Origin of the sequence: Mycobacterium sp. URHB0044 (assembly GCF_000620625.1) — a bacterium.
Lineage (GTDB): Bacteria > Actinomycetota > Actinomycetes > Mycobacteriales > Mycobacteriaceae > Mycobacterium.
The window spans coordinates 62,512-80,507 of sequence record NZ_JIAW01000029.1 but is presented as its reverse complement, the minus strand read 5'-3'; the positions used below and the strand labels follow the sequence as shown (position 1 = coordinate 80,507).

The window sequence follows — 17,996 nt, the reverse complement described above, 5'->3', positions numbered from 1 at the left end:
TTGTTGAAATACCACTCTGATCGTATTGGGCTTCTAACCTCGAACCGTATATCCGGTTCAGGAACAGTGCCTGGTGGGTAGTTTAACTGGGGCGGTTGCCTCCTAAAGAGTAACGGAGGCGCCCAAAGGTTCCCTCAACCTGGACGGCAATCAGGTGTTGAGTGTAAGTGCACAAGGGAGCTTGACTGCGAGACGTACATGTCGAGCAGGGACGAAAGTCGGGACTAGTGATCCGGCACCCCCCGAGTGGAAGGGGTGTCGCTCAACGGATAAAAGGTACCCCGGGGATAACAGGCTGATCTTCCCCAAGAGTCCATATCGACGGGATGGTTTGGCACCTCGATGTCGGCTCGTCGCATCCTGGGGCTGGAGCAGGTCCCAAGGGTTGGGCTGTTCGCCCATTAAAGCGGCACGCGAGCTGGGTTTAGAACGTCGTGAGACAGTTCGGTCTCTATCCGCCGCGCGCGTCAGAAGCTTGAGGAAACCTGTCCCTAGTACGAGAGGACCGGGACGGACGAACCTCTGGTCTACCAGTTGTCCCACCAGGGGCACGGCTGGATAGCTACGTTCGGACAGGATAACCGCTGAAAGCATCTAAGCGGGAAACCTCTTCCAAGACCAGGCTTCTCACCCATTAAGTGGGATAAGGCCCCCCGCAGACTACGGGATCGATAGACCAGACCTAGAAACCCAGCAATGGGCGCAGGGAACTGGCACTAACCGGCCGAAAACTTACACACAACAAAAACCAGCAATGGTTCAGAGAATGTGTAAGACACCGCAACAAATGACGCGTCCGCAACCACGCAACCACGAATTCACAACACCGCACCCCACCACCAAAAAACACCCCCACCTCGAGTGGCGCGAGTGTTTAGGGCTGAAAATAAAATAGAGTTACGGCGGCAACAGCGGCAGGGAAACGCCCGGACCCATCCCGAACCCGGAAGCTAAGCCTACCAGCGCCGATGATACTACCCATACGGGTGGAAAAGTAGGACACCGCCGAACACCCTTTAAGTCCGGAGCCCCCCAATTTCGATTGGGGGGCTTCGGCATTTTCATTTCAATTCCGCTGTGCGCCATTGTTCGTCCAATGGCGCATCAGTCGAATAGCGTGGCGACCGACCCCATTCGCCTTCCTTCCAGTTCGAGGAGGCTCTTCTTCCGGTGCAGCCCGCCGCCGTACCCCGTGAGACTGCCATTGGCTCCGATTACGCGATGACACGGCACGATGATGCCGATCGGATTGTGGCCATTGGCCAGGCCAACGGCCCGAGAGGCGCCAGGCGATCCGATCTGTAATGCGATCTCGCCGTACGACCGGGTTTCCCCATAGGGAATGGTCAACAACGCCTCCCATACGCGACGCTGAAATTCCGTGCCGACCATGTCGAGTTCGAGGTCGAATTCGGTCAGGTCGCCGGCGAAGTACGCCTCCAATTGCGCGGCCGCGTCGGCGAATGCACTGTCGTCGGACTCCCATCCTTGATGGCTCGGCTCATATGTCTGGTCGACCATCCGCAGGTGCCGTAACCGGCCATCGCGTCCTGCGAGGGTGAGCAGGCCAACCGGGCTGTCCACGGTGCGATATTGCAACGCTTCCATCACTTCTCCTTCGCGGCCGGCTTGGGCGGCCAGTCGTTGACTTCATGATCCAGTGCGGTCCACAGGTGCTGTGTCGCGTACGCACGCCACGGCCGCCACCGGCTGCTGTGCGTGATCAATGCGGGACCGTCAGCCGGTAGACCCAGGTGTTTGGCGGCGAGTTGAACGCCAAGGTCGGTCGCCGGGAACGCATCGGGATCGCCGAGACCGCGCATGGCGATCACCTCCGCGGTCCACGGCCCGATACCCGGCAGCGCCAGAAGCTGCTCGCGGGCACGGTTCCAATCGCATCCCGGATCGAGCACGACCTCACCGGCGGCTAGGGCGCGGACCAGTGCGACGACGGTGCGCTGCCGGGACTTCGGGAAGGCGAGATGAGCCGGGTCGATCTCGGCGAGCTGGTCGACAGCCGGAAACACGTGTGTCAGACCGCCGTTGGCGTCGTGGATGGGTGACCCGTAGGCCTCGGCGAGACGCCGGGCGTGCGTGCGGGCGGCCTTCAACGACACCTGCTGTCCGATCACCACCCGTAGCGCCAATTCGGCTTCGTCGACCGTGCGGGGGATCCGTTGACCGGGAGCCTTCGCGACCAGTGCACTGAGCTGCGGATCGGCGCTCAACACGTCGACCGCCGCCTCTGGATCGGCGTCGAGGTCGAGGAGCCGCCGGCACCGGGCAATCGCGGTGGACAGGTCACGGAAGTCGTCGAGCACCAGCTCGCATCGCACGTGATCGACGCTCGGGATCAGGCTCACGACACCGTTGCCGAACGCCAACCGCAACGTCCGCCGGTAGGCCCCGTCCCGGATCTCCTCGACGCCGGGTACGGCGCTGGCCGCCAGATGGCCGAACAGCCCCTCGAAGGCGAACGGGGTGCGCACCGGCAGCCGGACCGACAGCACGCCGGATCCGGTGGTCTCGCCCCGGCCGAACCGCTTGCGGGCGCGCTCCCGCAACATCGTGGGCGTCAACGCGCACACCGACCGCACCGTGTCGTTGAACTGCCGGATGCTCGAGAAGCCTGCGGCGAACGCGACGTCACCGAACGGCAGATCGGTCGTCTCGATCAACACCCGCGCGGTCTGCGTGCGCTGAGCACGGCCCAGCGCCAACGGATTTGCGCCGACCTCGGCTTGCAGCAGCCGTTCCAGTTGCCGGGTGGTGTAGCCAACGTGAGCGGCCAACCCGGTGACGCCGTCGCGGTCCACCGTGCCGTCGGCGATCAGCCGCATGGCTCGGGCCACCACGTCGCCGCGCACGTTCCACTCCGGGGAGCCAGGCGACGCGTCGGGACGGCAGCGTTTGCAGGCCCGGAATCCCGCGGCCTGCGCGGCGGCGGCGGTGGGGTAGAAGCGGACGTTGCGCGCGAATGGCGGACGCACCGGGCAGCTGGGCCGGCAGTAGATGCCCGTCGTGAGGACCGCGGTGACGAACCAACCGTCGAACCGGGCGTCCTTGGACTGGACGGCGCGGTAACAACGATCGAAGTCCTCGTGCATGCTTCGACGATTACACGTCGGGTCTGACAGCACTGGCGGAAAACCGACATCGACGTGCCGGAATCAACGCCGTGAGTCTGACGCGCAGTCAATCACCGACAGTGAACGAATGCCGTGTTTCGGGAACACGGCATTCGTTCACTGCCAGCATTCGACTCAGTAGTTGTTGCAGGTTCCCGCAACTTGGTAGATAAGCCCACTGTATTGCTGCACCGCGGGCACACCCTGTGCTTGCTTGACCATCGCCCTACGGCCGTCCGGCGGCGACGCGATCAGCTGTTGAAGCCATGCATTGGCAAGCGGATTGGACGTGATCTGGTTCGCGACGTCCGGGTTCTGTGCCTTCAACGCACCCATCACCTGGGGGTAGGTGCACGTCGAATTGATGATCGGGCTCACATCCGGTTCGGCGGAAGCGATCCCGCCTCCGGCGATCATCGACAGCGCCAAACCGCTAGAGACCACAATCATTTTCGTCAACGACGGCATTTCTCGTCCACCTTCCGTCACATACGCCGACCGGCGGCGAATTATCGTCGCTGACCAACGGTAGCAGTTACGCCAATACCCAAAAGGGTTTCGGCAGTTCACTTAGATCGTCTTCCATCTTAGTCGTCGCGACAGCGGGCTGCTTCGTTACATGGTCAGGCGAAGGCCAATCCATATCCGCTGTGCCGAAATTGTTTTAGTGAATTCTTAGAGCTCGATTTCGTCCCGTTTGGGCCCGGGACCGGGAAGGCGCAGAAGCAACCGCGCGCCGCCCAGCGGGCTGACCTCCAATGACGCAGTGCCGCCGTGCAGTTCGGCCTGCTGGGCCACCAGCGCCAGTCCTAGGCCCGAACCCGACCGCGACGCCGTCGATCCGCGGGAGAATCGTTCGAAGACCGCAGCGCGTTCTTCCTCCGGCACACCGGTGCCGTTGTCGTCGATAGCGATCTCCACGCCGGCGCGCGAACTGATCGCTGAGAGCTGAACCTGCGTCGCTTGGCCATGCTTGACGGCGTTGGCGATGGCGTTGTCGATCACCAGTCGCAGCCCGGTCGGTAGGCCCAGCATCAACACGGTGGGGGATGGAACCAGCGACACGTTCAGGTCCGGATAGATCCGCATCGCGTCATGGGCAACGCGGTCGAGAAGCTCGGTGATGTCGACCGGGACATGGTCGTCCGCAGTGCTGAGCTCACCCTGCGCCAACCGCTCGAGCGCGGTCAGCGTCGCTTCGATCCGGCTTTGCGTCCGCATGATGTCGCCGATGACCTCCTTGCGTTGCTCGGCGGACATTTCCAGCGTGGACAGCACCTCGAGATTGGTCCGCATGGCGGTCAACGGCGTGCGCAGCTCGTGCGAGGCGACGGACGCGAAGTCGCGGGCGGACTCCAACGCGGCCTTGGTGCGCTGTTGTTCGTCGCCGATCCGAGCAAGCATGCCCTCGACCGCTTCGGCGATCTCCACGGCTTCCCACACTCCGCGCACTTGAACTTCGTCGGGGTTGGATTGCGCGTTGATGGCACGCGCCTGCTGGGCCAGCAGGCGGAAGGGATTGATCATGATCAGCCACATCACGCCACCGACCAGGAACGTGCCCACGATGACGCTGCCGCAGATCACCAACACCCGTAGGTGTTGTTCATTGATTCGGTGCTGGGCTTCGGCGACCGGCTCACCGAGCGCGATGGAGCCCGTGCCGGCCGTGAACGTCCGGACGCGGTACGGCACACCGTTGATCGTGGTGTCGGCATAGCCGGGCGGCAGCTCCGGAAGGACGATGTCGCTGGGAACCGATACCGTGCTGTCGCCGGCTCGGATGGTCCGCACGAGGCTGCCCTCCGGTGCCGGCTGATCGGTGCCGGTGAGTGATGCGTTCGGTAGCAGGATGCTGACGTCGCCCAGGCTGCTCAGCGAGTCCAGTCGCCGATCCAGCTGGTTGTATTGGTCATTGGTGATACCGATCCACACCCACGTGCCGATGACGATCACGACGGCGATGACCGACAACGCAGCCACGATGACGATGGTGCGCAGCGACACGACCGACAGCGGCAGCTTCAGCAGTCGGTAGACGCGCTCGTTGAGCGTCACCCTGTTACCTGCAGCACCGCATCGGCCAACACCGTGTGCGGCCACGTCGATACGGCATCCATGACGACATCTTGCCTGATCGTCGGCCGTTGAGTGGCAAACCTGCAGGTCAGTGGCGGCAGACGGTCAGGTGCTTGGCTTCGCTTCGCGGTCGGGATTCGCAGCCCCCCGCTTGCGGGCGTGTGCACGCCAATGCCGGTACCCGCGGTGTGCGGCAAACGCGCCGACGATGGCGGTCACACACCACACGGCGATGGCCGAGTACGCCACCGGTGACGACAGGTCCCCGATCGACGCGCCCAGAGCGGTGTAGACGAACGCGCGCGGCGCCGAGCCGATGAACGCCCCAACTGCCATCTGCCACAACGGCACTCCGAACGCTCCGAATGCGTAGGACGCCATCGCGTCGGAGATGCCCGGAATGAACCGCTGGCCCACCACTGCCCACAAGCCGCCCCGCTCGATCCGTGCGTCGATGCGGTCTGCCCGTTGATCCCCGAGCAGCGCGCGTGCGCCATCCCGGCCGGCACGACGACCGATGAGGCTAGTGATCGTCGCGGTGCCGACCGTCGCGCCGAGCGTCACGAACGTGCCGAGGAGCGGACCGAACAGCACCCCGCTGCCCGCAGCCATGATGGGCCCCGGGACGAACACGGCGCCGAGTACCGCTGACAGCACGACGTAGGTCAGAGGCGCTGCCGGACCCGTCGCCGCGACCGCACGCCGGAGGTCCTCGACGTCGACGATCCGTGTGACCGCAACCAGATAGAACAACGCGAACAAGAAACCGGCGAACAGCGCCAGCCGGGTGATGTGGCGCCGTCGGCTGGTGGCGGAGGGTCGGTCGCTGGTGGTCATGCCGACCCAATCCTGCCGCACCCCGTCAGTGTTCTCGCTCTCACCGAGGGGTCGCCGAGATGTGGCCGTCGCCTCCGACGTATATCGTTTTCTGTGTGGCTTCGGATCCAAGGGCCGCGGTGACGATGGCGGCGGCGAACGTCTCGACCATGGGTGTGACGGCGTCGCTCGCAGCATGTCTTCGCCGGCGCGCGGCTGGGGTTGCATTAATTCCGAATGACAAAGAACCCAGCACGTATCCATGACGTGAACTCTCGTTTTGCGGGTTTGGCACCCCACGCACGTGGGAAGTCAGTCCGGCGTTCTCGCGTCAAGATCAGCCGCGGGTCGGGGAAGTATGAGGTGGTGTGGTCGATGGACGTAATCGGATCGGATCGAGCCATGGGTGCGCGCTGGCGGAAGAGCCCGGCGAGCGCACGCCGGATCGCGCGAGTACTCGCTGCGGCGGTCATGGCGACGACGGCGCTGCTGGTTTCGCCGCTCGGTAGTCCGTTCGCAGCCGCTGCGCCATGTCCCGACGTCGAAGTGGTCTTCGCACGCGGAACGTTCGAGCCGCCAGGCATCGGCGTGACCGGACAGGCGTTCGTCGACGCCCTGCGCTCGCGGGTCGGCGGTAAGTCGGTGGACGTGTATGCGGTGAATTACCCTGCGTCGCTGGACTTCGCGACGGCCGCCGACGGGGTGATCGACGCGAGCAACCATGTCCGCGACACGGCTGCGAACTGTCCGAACACGAAGATGGTGCTGTCGGGTTACTCCCAAGGCGCGGCCGTGACCGGTTACATCACCGAGGACGCAGTGCCGCCCGGCTTCACCCTGCCGGCCGGCATCACCGGCCCGATGGCGCCCGAGGTGGCCAAGCACGTCGCGGCGGTGGTCCTCTTCGGAAAGCCATCGAGCGGGTTCTTGCAGATCATCAACACCGGCGCACCGCCGATCACCATCGGCAGCCTGTATTCGGCGAAGGCACTCGACTTGTGCATCCCCGAAGACCCGATCTGCTCTCCGACCGGCAATGACAACGGCGCGCACGGACAGTACGCGGTCAACGGCATGGCGACGCAGGCCGCGGACTTCGCTGCCAGCCACCTCGCGTCAAGCGGGAAGCCCACCTAGGCGGCCCTTACCGGTTTGGGTCGTGTCTCGAGGGCCTAACGATTTCATCGTGACTCGGCGTCGACGCGAGCGTAAACCGGAAAGCCGTGGTCTGGTGGAGGTTGATGTCCTCCTCCTTCGTGCAGTCCACCCGCCGCCTGGCCCTCGCCACGGCGGCGGGTGCGGCACTGCTCACAATCGCACTGCCCTCCGCCCTCGCGGCGCCGGCCACCGACGGCCAGGGTTTCGTCGACTCCACTGCGCGGTGCACCACGCCGGACACGGCGGTCGCCTTCGGTAGCACGGCGACCTCGCGCGTTGCGATCTGCAAGTCGCCGGGCGGCGCGTATGAGTACCGCGGCGTGCGGGTGCGCGACGGCGCCAAGCTGATCCTGTCCGCCTCGCAGAAGGGCGACGGTGGGTACGTCGCCGAGAACGACGGGATCACGTACACCGTGACGGCGACCTCGCTGCTCGTCAGCGTGGGCCAGCACGGGATCCGCGACGAGGCGTGGGTCGACTATCACGGGCCGGCATCGACCACGTCACCGACGACTTCGTCCACGTCCACGTCCACGCCGACGACTTCGACCGCCAAGCCGACGACCACGACGCCGACGACACCGTTGCCACCGCCGTTGCCCGCAGAACAGGGTGGCGGCGGCTAGCCCGAGCGTCGGTGCGCGCAGGCCTCGTCCACTAGACCGGCGTCGCCAGTGTGGTCGGCTCGTCGTGGCCGCGCAGCGTCACCGTCTCGCCCAGACTCCAACGCGCCCTTTCGGTTTCGCCCGCGGCCCGCACCGTCGTGGACGAGGCGACCAGATGGCCGGCCACCGTCTTGGACAACTCACACAACCGGGCCGCCTCGTTGACGGGCTCACCGATGACGGTGTACTCGAAGCGCTCCTTGGCGCCGACGTTGCCCGCCACCACCTGACCGGCGGCGACCCCGATACCCGCCTCGCATTCGGGCACCTCGTTGCACAGTCGCTGCCGAATGGCCCGCGCGGCAGCCAGTGCCTCGGCCTCGGGGTCGTCGAGCGATACCGGGGCGCCGAAGACGGCGAGGACCGCGTCGCCCTCGAACTTGTTGACCAGCCCGTGGTGCCGGTCCACCTCGTCGACGATGACGGCGAAGAACCGGTTGAGCAGTTCGACGATCTCCACGGCGGGCCGGCTGGTGACGAGCTGCGTGGAGCCGATGATGTCGACGAAAATCACTGCGGCGTGGCGCTCTTCGCCGCCGAGTTCGGGTCGCTGCTGCTCGGCGAGCGCGGCGACCTCGCGTCCGACGTGGCGTCCGAACAGGTCGCGAACGCGTTCCCGCTCGCGCAGACCGGCCACCATCGAGTTGAAGCCGCGCTGCAGTTCGCCGAGTTCGGTGCCGTCGAACACCACGACGTTGCAGTCGAAGTCGCCCTCTTCGACGTGTTTGAGCGCCGACCGTACGACCCGTACCGGCGTGACGGTCAGCCAGGACAGTATCCACATCAGGATGAAGCCGAAGACCAACGCGAACACCGCGAGAACCACGATCGCATAGGCGAATTGGGTCGGTGTCAGGTTCTGCAACGTCAGCGCGAAGACGGCGGCCAGCAGAATGCCCAGCACGGGTACCCCGGACCCGAGCGCCCAGACCAGCATGGTGCGCCCCATCACGCCTTGCGCGAACCGAACGGGCGGGGGACCCACCTCCAACGCCTGGGCTGCCACCGGCCGCAGCGCGAACTCCGTCAACAGGTAGCAGCAGGCCGACACGACGATGCCGGGAAAGCTGACGCCGAGCGCCCACTTCGGGATGAAGTCGGTGTTCTGCATTCCATACAGCGTCGTGAGCACGATCGCGCCGATGCCCCACAGGATCAACAAGACGCGCGTCAGACGCCAGGGCGCGAAGAACGTATTGCGCTGGTCCAGCTTCGTCGGCGTGCGCTCCTCGATGGACCAGCGGACGTTGTTCATCACCCGCTGGGTGGCCCAGAAGACACCGATGATCAGCGCAGTGAATACATAGGCGGGAACCGCCGCGAAGGTGATCCACCCGACCTTGGGTTCGAACACGTTCGGCGTCGGAAACGCCACGGTGACCACCAGCGTCGCCACGCCGATGCCGATCAAATTCGCGACGATCACCAACAGGGTGAGGATGACCTGGATGCGGATCCGCCGGCGGCGTTGACTCTCCGAGACTCGGCCCAGAATCCACGAACCGTACTCGGGTGTCGCCGGAACCCGACCGCTCTGTCTGGTCACCACTTCCAACAGCCGCCCCAGCCGCCGCGAGACGGATTTGTCGGCTTTCATGGTGGGCGTCAGCCTAGTTCGTCGGTCGTGTGCTTAAGGTAGTTCGGTGCGGCTCGTCATTGCGCAGTGCACCGTCGATTACGTCGGTCGTCTCACCGCCCATCTGCCCTCGGCCCGTCGGCTGCTGCTGTTCAAGGCCGACGGCTCGGTCAGCGTGCATGCCGACGACCGTGCCTACAAGCCGTTGAACTGGATGAGCCCGCCCTGCTGGGTCACCGAGGAAAACGGCGACGGGCAGGTGTGGGTCGTGCAGAACAAGGCCGGCGAGCAACTGCGGATCACCGTCGAGGACGTCGAGCACGATTCCAGCCACGAGCTGGGCGTGGATCCCGGGCTCGTCAAGGATGGCGTGGAGGCGCACCTGCAGGCACTGCTCGCCGAGCACGTCGAAATGCTGGGAGTCGGGTACACCCTGGTTCGCCGCGAGTACATGACCGCCATCGGACCCGTCGACCTGCTGTGCCGCGACGAACTGGGGCAATCCGTGGCCGTCGAGATCAAGCGGCGCGGCGAGATCGACGGGGTCGAGCAGCTCACCCGCTACCTCGATCTGCTCAACCGGGACAGCGTGCTGGCGCCGGTCAGCGGGGTGTTCGCCGCACAGCAGATCAAGCCGCAGGCGCGGACGTTGGCCATGGACCGCGGAATTCGGTGCGTGACATTGGATTACGACGAGATGCGCGGCATGGTCAGTAACGAGTTCCGACTGTTCTGAGCACCTAGACTCAGGAGATGGTCGGCCGCCGTTCTCCGCGTCGCAGAGAGCGCGCGTTGCCGCCGTTGCCCGCGCCGTCCCGCATCGAGGTCGGGCCCGACGGGTATGACTACGAGGTCAAGCCGGTGTCTGCGGTCCGGGCCACCAAGACCTACCGGTGTCCCGGATGCGACCACGAGATCAGGCCCAACACGGCTCACGTCGTGGTGTGGCAGGCGGAGCTGGGGGAGTCTGCGGTCGAGGACCGACGGCACTGGCACACGCCGTGCTGGGCCAAGCGGGCCAACCGCGGGCCGACGAGGAAGTGGTCCTAGGCGTCAGTGCTCGTTGGCGGCGGGCTCGACCAGCTCGATCAGCACGCCACCGGAATCCTTGGGGTGGATGAAGTTGATCCGTGAGTTTGCCGTACCGCGACGTGGCGCGTCATAGAGCAACCGCACATTCTGCTCGCGGAGCTTCTTCGACAACGTGTCGAGATCGCTCACCCGGTAGGCCAGCTGCTGGATGCCGGGGCCGCGCTTGTCGATGAACTTCGCGATGGTGCAGGTGTCGTCGAGCGGCGCCATCAGCTGGATCTGGGCGCTGCCCTTCGGTGCGCCACGGACCGAAAGCATGGCCTCGCGGACACCCTGATCCTCGTTGACCTCCTCGTGCAGGACGATCATGCCGAGGTAATCGTGATACCACTTGATCGCAACATCGAGGTCCGGCACAGCGATGCCGACGTGATCGACGGCTGTCACCAGGGCGCTGGCGAGCACTGGACGTGCATCTACGTGCTCGGTCGTCATAACTTCACGCTAACCTCTACTGGAAGGTTTGCGATATGTGTGATCGGCCACACGTCCCCTTTGAACACGGCCATGGAGGTAGGAAATGACGACATCGGTGATCGTTGCTGGAGCACGCACCCCAATAGGCAAGCTGATGGGTTCGCTGAAGGACTTCTCCGGCAGTGACCTCGGGGCCATCGCCATCGCGGGGGCGTTGGAGAAGGCCGGAGTGCCGGCGTCGGCCGTCGACTACGTGATCATGGGCCAGGTGCTGACCGCGGGCGCGGGCCAGATGCCCGCCCGCCAAGCGGCGGTGGCCGCAGGAATCGGCTGGGACGTGCCCGCGCTGACCATCAACAAGATGTGCCTGTCCGGCATCGATGCGATCGCCCTGGCAGATCAGCTGATCCGCGCCGGTGAATTCGAGGTCGTGGTGGCGGGTGGTCAGGAATCGATGACCAAGGCGCCCCACTTGCTGATGGACAGCCGGGCGGGCTACAAGTACGGCGACGTCACGGTGCTCGACCACATGGCCTACGACGGCCTCTACGACGCGTTCACCGACCAGCCGATGGGCGCGCTCACCGAGCAGCGCAACGACGTCGACAAGTTCACCCGGGCTCAACAGGACGAGTTCGCTGCGCAATCGCACCAGCGGGCGGCTGCCGCGTGGAAGGACGGCGTCTACGCCGACGAGGTTGTGCCGGTGAAGATCCCGCAGCGCAAGGGTGATCCGATCGAGTTCACCGAGGACGAGGGCATCCGGGCCAACACCACCGCCGAGTCGCTGGCCGGGCTGAAGCCGGCGTTCCGCAAGGACGGCACCATCACGGCCGGGTCGGCCTCCCAGATTTCCGACGGCGCCGCCGCCGTGGTCGTGATGAGCAAGGCCAAGGCCGAGGAGCTGGGTGTGACCTGGCTGTGCGAGATCGGCGCCCACGGCGTCGTCGCGGGCCCCGACTCGACGCTGCAGAGCCAGCCCGCCAACGCGATCAAGAAGGCGATCGCCAAGGAGGGCATCTCGATCGATCAGCTCGACGTCATCGAGATCAACGAGGCCTTCTCGGCCGTCGCCCTGGCTTCCACGCAGGAGCTCGGCATCGATTTGGACAAGGTCAACGTCAACGGTGGCGCCATCGCGATCGGCCACCCGATCGGCATGTCGGGCGCTCGGATCACCCTGCATGCGGCGCTCGAGCTGGCCCGACGCGGCCCTGGCTACGCCGTTGCCGCCCTGTGCGGCGCCGGCGGACAGGGTGACGCACTGATCCTTCGTCGACCCTGACGTTGACGCCGTACGACAACTACGCCCAAAACGACGCTGCGTAGTAGCTGACGCTGCGTTCGGGCACAATGGCGCCATGACAAGTACGTTTGATCGCCTTCGGAGGGCAGGAGCGGAAGGCCCCGAAAGCCGGTTCGGCGGTGTCGCCGGATGGTTCCGGCTCGTCGCGTTGGCGGAGGCCGTCAGCTGGGTGGGGCTGCTCACCGGGATGTACTTCAAGTACCTGGGCAGCCCGCGGACCGAGATCGGCGTGAAGATCTTCGGCATGGCCCACGGGCTGATCTTCATCGCGTTCGTGGTCATCGCCGTACTGGTCGGAATGGCGTACAAGTGGCGGCTTTCGACCTGGCTGCTCGCATTGCTGGCGAGCATCGTGCCGCTCGCCAGTGTGATCTTCCTCATATGGGCGGATCGCACCGGCCGCCTGGGCGCCCGGACGGAGGATGTACCGGCTCCGTCGACGTCCGGAACGACGTGACAGACTTGAGATCGTGACGCGTCCACGACCTTCCATGGGCGCCGGCTTGGCCGGCGCGGTCGATTTGTCGGCTCTCAAGCAGCCTCCCGCCCGCGAGGGCAGCGCACCCGCCGCCGGTGCGCCAGGCGGCGTGGAGATCACCGAAGCCAACCTCGAAGCCGAGGTGCTGGTCAGGTCCAGTCAGGTCCCCGTCGTCGTGCTGCTGTGGTCGCCCCGCAGCGAGGCCAGCGCGCAACTTGGCCAGGCGCTAGCCGCACTGGCGGACGCCGACCGCGGCAAGTGGGCGCTGACGACGGTCAACGTCGACACCGTGCCGCGGGTGGCGCAGATGTTCGGCGCGCAGGCCGTCCCGACCGTGATCGCGTTGGCCGGTGGTCAGCCGCTGTCCAGCTTCCAGGGCGTGCAACCGCCGGAGCAACTGCGTCGCTGGATCGACTCGCTGCTGGACGCCACCGCGGGCAAGCTGGAAGGCGGGCCCGACGACGCCGAAGAGGTGGATCCCGAACTCGCCAAGGCGCGTGAGCATCTGGACGCAGGCGACTTCGATGCCGCGCTCGCCGCATACGAGGCGATCCTGCAGGCCAGGCCCAACCATGCCGAGGCCAAGGGCGCCGTCCGTCAGATCGCCTTCCTGCAACGCGCGACGGTCCAGCGTCCCGATGCCGTTGCCGTCGCCGACGCCGCACCCGACGACATCGACGCCGCCTTCGCCGCCGCGGACGTCGAGATCCTGCAGCAGGACGTCATTGCGGCCTTCGAGCGCTTGATCGCGCTGGTGAAGCGGACGTCGGGCGACGAGCGTACGACCGTGCGGACCCGCCTGATCGAGTTGTTCGACCTGTTCGATCCGGCCGATCCGGCAGTCATCGCGGGCCGCCGCAACCTCGCCAACGCGCTGTACTGACGGTCTACGCGGGTTCGAACCAGAGCGCGGCCAACGGGGGCAGCACCATCACTGCGGAAGCCGGCCGGCCGTGCCACGGCTCGTCGGTGGCCTCGACCGCACCGTAGTTGCCGATTCCGGCGCCGTTGTAGACGGTGGCGTCGGTGTTGAGCACCTCGCGCCACGTACCCGCATGTGGCAGGCCCAACTGGTAGCGACTGTGCTCGGAGCCCGAGAAGTTGAACACGCAGGCCAGCACCGAGCCGTCGTCGCCGTAGCGCAGGAAGCTCAGCACGTTGTTGGCCGAGTCGTTGGCGTCGATCCAGGAATAGCCCTCGTGGCTGTTGTCGCGTGACCACAGCGCGCGCCGGCTGCGGTAGATGCCGTTGATGTCGCGCACCATCCGCTGGATGCCCGTCGAGAAGCTCTCCTCGCCGAGTTGGTACCAGTCCACTCCCCGCTCCTCGGACCACTCGGCACGTTGGCCGAACTCCTGGCCCATGAACAGCAGCTGCTTGCCAGGGTGGGCCCACTGGTAGGCCAGCAGGCCGCGCAGCCCCGCGGCCTTGGTGTGGTCGTTGCCGGGCATCCGGCCCCACAGCGTGCCCTTGCCGTGCACCACCTCGTCGTGGCTGACCGGCAGCACGAAGTTCTCGCTGAACGCATAGAGCATCGAGAACGTGATCTCGTGGTGGTGGTAACTGCGGTGAATCGGGTCGCGGCTGATGAACGCCAGCGTGTCGTTCATCCAGCCCATGTTCCACTTCATCGAGAAACCAAGTCCGCCAAGGCTGGTCGGTCGCGTGACGCCCGGCCACGACGTGGATTCCTCGGCGACGGTGACGATGCCGGGTGCAACCTTGTGCACGGTCGCGTTCATCTCCTGCAGGAACTGGACCGCTTCGAGGTTCTCCCGTCCGCCGTGCACGTTGGGCGTCCATCCGCCTGCGGGGCGTGAGTAGTCGAGGTAGAGCATCGAGGCGACGGCATCCACGCGCAGGCCGTCGACGTGGTACTCCTGCAGCCAGTACAGCGCGTTGGCCACCAGGAAGTTGCGCACCTCGGGCCTGCCGAAGTCGAAGACGTATGTGCCCCAGTCGAGTTGCTCACCACGCCGGGGATCGGAGTGCTCGTAGAGCGGCGTGCCGTCGAACCGGCCGAGCGCCCAGGCGTCCTTGGGGAAGTGGGCGGGCACCCAGTCGACGATGACGCCGATGCCGGCCTGATGCAGTGTGTCGACGAGGAAGCGGAAGTCGTCGGGTGAGCCCAGTCGCGAGGTCGGAGCGTAGTACGACGTGACCTGGTAGCCCCACGACGGGCCGAACGGGTGCTCGGCGACGGGCAGCAACTCGACGTGCGTGAAGCCCTGTTCCAGAACGTATTCGGTGAGCTCTTCTGCCAACTGGCGGTAGTTCAGCCCGGGCCGCCACGACAGCAGGTGCACCTCGTAGGTGCTCATCGGTTCGAAGACCGGGTTCTTCAGGGCGCGCTCGCCCATCCAGTCGCCGTCTTCCCAGGTGTAGCGGCTGGTCGTCACCCTCGACGCCGTCTGCGGTGGTACCTCGGTGGCGAAGGCCATCGGATCGGCGCGGTCGACGACCGACCCGTCGATGCCGTGCACCCGGAACTTGTACAGGCCGTCGGTCGGGAAGCCGGGCCAGAAGACCTCCCAGATGCCGGAGGAGCCGAGCACGCGCATGGGCGCCCCGTCACCCTCCCAGTGGTTGAACTCGCCGATCAGGCTGACGCCCTTGGCATTCGGCGCCCAGACGGCGAACGACACCCCGTCCACGACGCCGTCGGGAGTGGTGAAGCTGCGCGGGTGGGCACCGAGCATCTCCCACAGCCGCTCGTGGCGGCCCTCGGCGAACAGGTGCTGGTCCATCTCGCCCACCGTCGGCAGGAAGCGGTAGGGGTCGGCCGTGGTGTGCACGACGGGGGAGTCGCCACCGGGGTAGCTGATTTCGAGCCGGTAGTCGATCAAACCCGTGAACGGCACGGCCACCGCGAACAGGCCCGATTCCACGTGCGTGAAGGGGTAGCGTTCGCCGCCGATCAGTGCGACCACCTCGGTGGCCCAGGGTCGCAACGCACGAATCACGGTGTGGTCTTCGTATTCGTGCGCACCCAGGATCGAGTGCGGGTCGTGGTGTTCCCCGGCGCGCAACCGGTCGAGGTCCCGGTCGTCGGGCCGAAGGTGTTGGCTGGTAACCGCTTTCGTGCGGGTCATGTGCGTCATTCCCTCCGCAGCAGGTTGAGCCGCTTCTCGTTGGGTACTTGCGGCATGTTCAGGATGTGCGCGACCGACCTCGCGGGATCGATGCGTACGTAATTTGCTTGCCCCCACTGATATTCGTCGCCGGTCACCTCGTCGCGCACCCAGAACCGGTCATAGGGGTCCATCCCGAGGGCCTCCATGTCGAGCCAGATGGTGGCTTCCTCGGGACCGAACGCGTTGAGGGTCACGACGACCAGGACGCAGTCGCCGGTGACCGGGTCGAACTTGCTGTAGGCCAGCAGCGCGTCGTTGTCGATGGCGTGGAACTTTATGGTGCGTAGCTGGCTCAATGCAGGGTGCACATGCCGAATCTCGTTGAGCCGCGTCAAGAACGGTTCCAACGATTCGCCGCCGGTCAACGCGGCGTCGAAGTCGCGGGGCCGCAGTTCGTACTTCTCCGAGTCGAGATATTCCTCGCTGCCCTCGCGGACCGGCCGGTGCTCGAACAACTCGTAACCGGAGTAGACGCCCCACGCCGAACTCATGGTCGCGGCCATCACGGCGCGGATCGCGAACATCCCAGGGCCCCCGTGTTGGAGGCTTTCGTGCAGGATGTCCGGCGTGTTGGGCCACAGGTTCTGGCGCGCGTAGTCGGCGTGTTCGGCGATCTGCTCGCCGAATTCCGCGAGCTCCCACTTCGCCGTGCGCCATGTGTAGTACGTATACGACTGGGTGAAGCCGAGTTTCGCCAGCCCGAACAGCCGGGCCGGTCGCGTGAACGCCTCTGCCAGGAACAGCACGTCCGGGTCGTCGTTCTTGGCCTCGCCGATCAGCCACGCCCAGAAGTTGGGTGGCTTGGTGTGCGGGTTGTCGACGCGGAAGACCTTGACGCCGTGCGACATCCAGAATCGCACGACACGCAGCACCTCGTGATAGATCCCGGCCGGGTCGTTGTCGAAGTTGATCGGGTAGATGTCCTGATACTTCTTCGGCGGGTTCTCCGCGTAGGCGATGGTGCCGTCGGGCAGCACCGTGAACCACTCGGGATGTTCCTTGGCCCACGGGTGGTCGGGAGCACACTGCAGCGCCAGGTCGAGCGCGACCTCGAGGCCCTGGTCGCGTGCGGCGCCGACGAAGTCGTCGAAGTCCTCGATGGTGCCGAGGTCCGGATGCACCGCGTCGTGCCCACCCTCGTCGCTGCCGATCGCCCAGGGTGACCCGACGTCGGTCGGTGCCGCCGTCACGCTGTTGTTCCTGCCCTTGCGGTGCACCTTGCCGATCGGGTGGATCGGCGGCAGGTACACGATGTCGAAGCCCATCTTCGCGATGCGGGGCAGCGCCTTGCTGGCAGTGGCGAACGTTCCGTGTACCGGTTTGCCCTTGCCGTCCCAGCCGCCGGTGCTCCTCGGGAACATCTCGTACCAGGCGCTGAAGCGGGCCAGCGGACGGTCCACCCACACGCCGTATTGCTCGCCGCGCGTGAGTAATTCGCGGAGCGGATAGAGCCGCAGGAGGTCGGTCACCTCGGGTGCAAGTGCCGCGCCCGCACGGGCGAACGGGTCACCCGGCTCACGCAGCCGTGCCGCCGCGTCGATCAGCGGATAGCGGTCCTGGCGCGGCACGCCCGTGGCGGCGCGCTCCAGTAGTTGGGCGCCGATCAGCAGGTCGTTGGAGAGCTCGGACTCGCCCTGGCCGGCATCCAGTTTGGCGGTGACGTTCTTGCGCCACGTCGCCAGCGGGTCACCCCAGCCATCCACCCGGAACGTCCACAGCCCAACGGCATCGGGCGTGAACTGCCCGTGCAGGACGTCGGGGGTGCGGCCGGGCGTCATCGGCAACTGCTGCGGCTTGATCTTCGGAGTGGCACCGACGACCGTCTCGATCGGGACTGCCTCCACCTGCGGGACGGCGCCCACCGGTGCCTTCGCCAGCCGCGGATAGGCGGTGCCGTGATATCGCACGACCAGCGTGGCCGCGACGGCATCGTGGCCCTCCCGCCACACCGTTGCCTTCACCGGAACAACCTCGCCGACCACGGCCTTGGCCGGGAAGCGGCCACCGGAGACCACTGGCACGACGTCGTCGATCTCGATACGACCGGCCACCACCCAACTCCTAACGCCGGCGCGGCCCAGGGCCGCGCGCTGTCGTCTGTTTCGTTTCAAAGCCTCGTCGCGCCTATACCCACCGTAGTGTCCGGC

Annotated in this window: 16 protein-coding genes and 2 rRNA genes; 9 read left to right on the top strand and 9 right to left on the bottom strand. The window is 65.9% G+C overall.

All coding sequences use genetic code 11. The features are described from left to right. Both N536_RS0134210 and rrf read left to right on the top strand, forming a co-directional pair. A 23S ribosomal RNA gene (locus tag N536_RS0134210) occupies window positions 1-740 on the top strand; the annotation flags it as partial. A gap of 158 nt (window positions 741-898) precedes the next feature. Continuing rightward, window positions 899-1,011 (top strand): 5S ribosomal RNA (rrf, locus tag N536_RS0134205). Between the two features lie 93 nt (window positions 1,012-1,104). Here the strand turns inward: rrf and N536_RS0134200 are convergent. From N536_RS0134200 to N536_RS0134180, 5 genes are all read right to left on the bottom strand, one after another. Beyond that, a complete protein-coding gene (locus tag N536_RS0134200) occupies window positions 1,105-1,608 on the bottom strand; it encodes a methylated-DNA--[protein]-cysteine S-methyltransferase (protein WP_029117732.1) in 504 nt (167 codons plus the stop codon). Continuing rightward, complete coding sequence (locus N536_RS0134195) at window positions 1,608-3,107, bottom strand: DNA-3-methyladenine glycosylase 2 family protein (RefSeq protein ID WP_081809503.1); 1,500 nt, start codon at window positions 3,105-3,107, stop codon at window positions 1,608-1,610. Before N536_RS0134195 ends, N536_RS0134200 begins: the two co-directional genes overlap by 1 nt. Window positions 3,108-3,263: 156 nt before the next feature. Beyond that, complete coding sequence (locus N536_RS0134190; RefSeq protein ID WP_036438600.1) at window positions 3,264-3,596, bottom strand: hemophore-related protein; 333 nt, start codon at window positions 3,594-3,596, stop codon at window positions 3,264-3,266. Between the two features lie 207 nt (window positions 3,597-3,803). Then, window positions 3,804-5,144: a sensor histidine kinase KdpD gene (locus tag N536_RS0134185; RefSeq protein WP_029117729.1), complete on the bottom strand. Its 1,341-nt coding sequence runs from the start codon at window positions 5,142-5,144 to the stop codon at window positions 3,804-3,806. Window positions 5,145-5,312: 168 nt separating this feature from the next. Next, window positions 5,313-6,044, bottom strand: coding sequence for a TVP38/TMEM64 family protein (locus N536_RS0134180; protein ID WP_029117728.1), 732 nt, complete (start codon window positions 6,042-6,044; stop codon window positions 5,313-5,315). A gap of 450 nt (window positions 6,045-6,494) precedes the next feature. On the opposite strand from N536_RS0134180, the gene N536_RS0134170 reads away from it, so the two are divergent. Both N536_RS0134170 and N536_RS0134165 read left to right on the top strand, forming a co-directional pair. Continuing rightward, window positions 6,495-7,160, top strand: coding sequence for a cutinase family protein (locus N536_RS0134170; protein WP_051574973.1), 666 nt, complete (start codon window positions 6,495-6,497; stop codon window positions 7,158-7,160). Window positions 7,161-7,264: 104 nt separating this feature from the next. Continuing rightward, window positions 7,265-7,807 carry a hypothetical protein gene (locus tag N536_RS0134165; RefSeq protein ID WP_036438619.1) on the top strand — a complete coding sequence of 181 codons (543 nt, stop codon included), beginning with the start codon at window positions 7,265-7,267 and terminating at the stop codon, window positions 7,805-7,807. A gap of 31 nt (window positions 7,808-7,838) precedes the next feature. Here the strand turns inward: N536_RS0134165 and N536_RS0134160 are convergent, their stop codons facing one another. Beyond that, on the bottom strand, window positions 7,839-9,443 hold the full coding sequence (locus N536_RS0134160; RefSeq protein ID WP_029117725.1) for an adenylate/guanylate cyclase domain-containing protein: 1,605 nt from the start codon (window positions 9,441-9,443) through the stop codon (window positions 7,839-7,841). Window positions 9,444-9,489: 46 nt separating this feature from the next. Between N536_RS0134160 and nucS the strand changes: the two genes are divergently transcribed. Then, window positions 9,490-10,158 carry an endonuclease NucS gene (gene nucS / locus N536_RS0134155; RefSeq protein WP_029117724.1) on the top strand — a complete coding sequence of 223 codons (669 nt, stop codon included), beginning with the start codon at window positions 9,490-9,492 and terminating at the stop codon, window positions 10,156-10,158. Window positions 10,159-10,175: 17 nt separating this feature from the next. Beyond that, the gene (locus N536_RS0134150; protein WP_029117723.1) at window positions 10,176-10,472 is read left to right on the top strand and encodes a hypothetical protein; all 297 of its coding nucleotides are present in this window, start codon (window positions 10,176-10,178) and stop codon (window positions 10,470-10,472) included. 3 nt (window positions 10,473-10,475) lie between these two features. Here the strand turns inward: N536_RS0134150 and mce are convergent, their stop codons facing one another. Further along, window positions 10,476-10,949: a methylmalonyl-CoA epimerase gene (gene mce, locus N536_RS0134145; protein ID WP_029117722.1), complete on the bottom strand. Its 474-nt coding sequence runs from the start codon at window positions 10,947-10,949 to the stop codon at window positions 10,476-10,478. A gap of 85 nt (window positions 10,950-11,034) precedes the next feature. Here mce and N536_RS0134140 point away from each other — a divergent pair, with 85 nt between their 5' ends. The 3 genes from N536_RS0134140 (at window position 11,035) to N536_RS0134130 (ending at window position 13,598) form a co-directional block, all read left to right on the top strand. Next, window positions 11,035-12,216 carry an acetyl-CoA C-acetyltransferase gene (locus tag N536_RS0134140; protein WP_029117721.1) on the top strand — a complete coding sequence of 394 codons (1,182 nt, stop codon included), beginning with the start codon at window positions 11,035-11,037 and terminating at the stop codon, window positions 12,214-12,216. A gap of 76 nt (window positions 12,217-12,292) precedes the next feature. Next, a complete protein-coding gene (locus tag N536_RS40295; protein ID WP_051574971.1) occupies window positions 12,293-12,694 on the top strand; it encodes a DUF3817 domain-containing protein in 402 nt (133 codons plus the stop codon). Window positions 12,695-12,707: 13 nt separating this feature from the next. Beyond that, on the top strand, window positions 12,708-13,598 hold the full coding sequence (locus N536_RS0134130; RefSeq protein WP_029117720.1) for a tetratricopeptide repeat protein: 891 nt from the start codon (window positions 12,708-12,710) through the stop codon (window positions 13,596-13,598). Window positions 13,599-13,602: 4 nt separating this feature from the next. Here N536_RS0134130 and glgB read toward each other — a convergent pair whose 3' ends face one another. Together glgB and N536_RS0134120 are read right to left on the bottom strand one after the other, a co-directional pair. Beyond that, on the bottom strand, window positions 13,603-15,807 hold the full coding sequence (gene glgB, locus N536_RS0134125) for a 1,4-alpha-glucan branching protein GlgB (RefSeq protein WP_029117719.1): 2,205 nt from the start codon (window positions 15,805-15,807) through the stop codon (window positions 13,603-13,605). 5 nt (window positions 15,808-15,812) lie between these two features. Then, complete coding sequence (locus tag N536_RS0134120) at window positions 15,813-17,900, bottom strand: alpha-1,4-glucan--maltose-1-phosphate maltosyltransferase (protein ID WP_029117718.1); 2,088 nt, start codon at window positions 17,898-17,900, stop codon at window positions 15,813-15,815. Between the last annotated feature and the right edge of the window lie 96 nt (window positions 17,901-17,996).

Bases quoted from the DNA above. Each gene is read 5' to 3' on its own strand.
- N536_RS0134160 (WP_029117725.1), bottom strand. From the start codon at position 9,443: ATGAAAGCCGACAAATCCGTCTCGCGGCGGCTGGGGCGGCTGTTGGAA.
- N536_RS0134150 (WP_029117723.1), top strand. From the start codon at position 10,176: ATGGTCGGCCGCCGTTCTCCGCGTCGCAGAGAGCGCGCGTTGCCGCCG.
- N536_RS40295 (WP_051574971.1), top strand. From the start codon at position 12,293: ATGACAAGTACGTTTGATCGCCTTCGGAGGGCAGGAGCGGAAGGCCCC.
- N536_RS0134190 (WP_036438600.1), bottom strand. From the start codon at position 3,596: ATGCCGTCGTTGACGAAAATGATTGTGGTCTCTAGCGGTTTGGCGCTG.
- mce (WP_029117722.1), bottom strand. From the start codon at position 10,949: ATGACGACCGAGCACGTAGATGCACGTCCAGTGCTCGCCAGCGCCCTG.
- glgB (WP_029117719.1), bottom strand. From the start codon at position 15,807: ATGACCCGCACGAAAGCGGTTACCAGCCAACACCTTCGGCCCGACGAC.
- N536_RS0134170 (WP_051574973.1), top strand. From the start codon at position 6,495: ATGGCGACGACGGCGCTGCTGGTTTCGCCGCTCGGTAGTCCGTTCGCA.
- N536_RS0134165 (WP_036438619.1), top strand. From the start codon at position 7,265: ATGTCCTCCTCCTTCGTGCAGTCCACCCGCCGCCTGGCCCTCGCCACG.
- N536_RS0134195 (WP_081809503.1), bottom strand. From the start codon at position 3,107: ATGCACGAGGACTTCGATCGTTGTTACCGCGCCGTCCAGTCCAAGGAC.
- N536_RS0134140 (WP_029117721.1), top strand. From the start codon at position 11,035: ATGACGACATCGGTGATCGTTGCTGGAGCACGCACCCCAATAGGCAAG.
- N536_RS0134200 (WP_029117732.1), bottom strand. From the start codon at position 1,608: ATGGAAGCGTTGCAATATCGCACCGTGGACAGCCCGGTTGGCCTGCTC.
- N536_RS0134180 (WP_029117728.1), bottom strand. From the start codon at position 6,044: ATGACCACCAGCGACCGACCCTCCGCCACCAGCCGACGGCGCCACATC.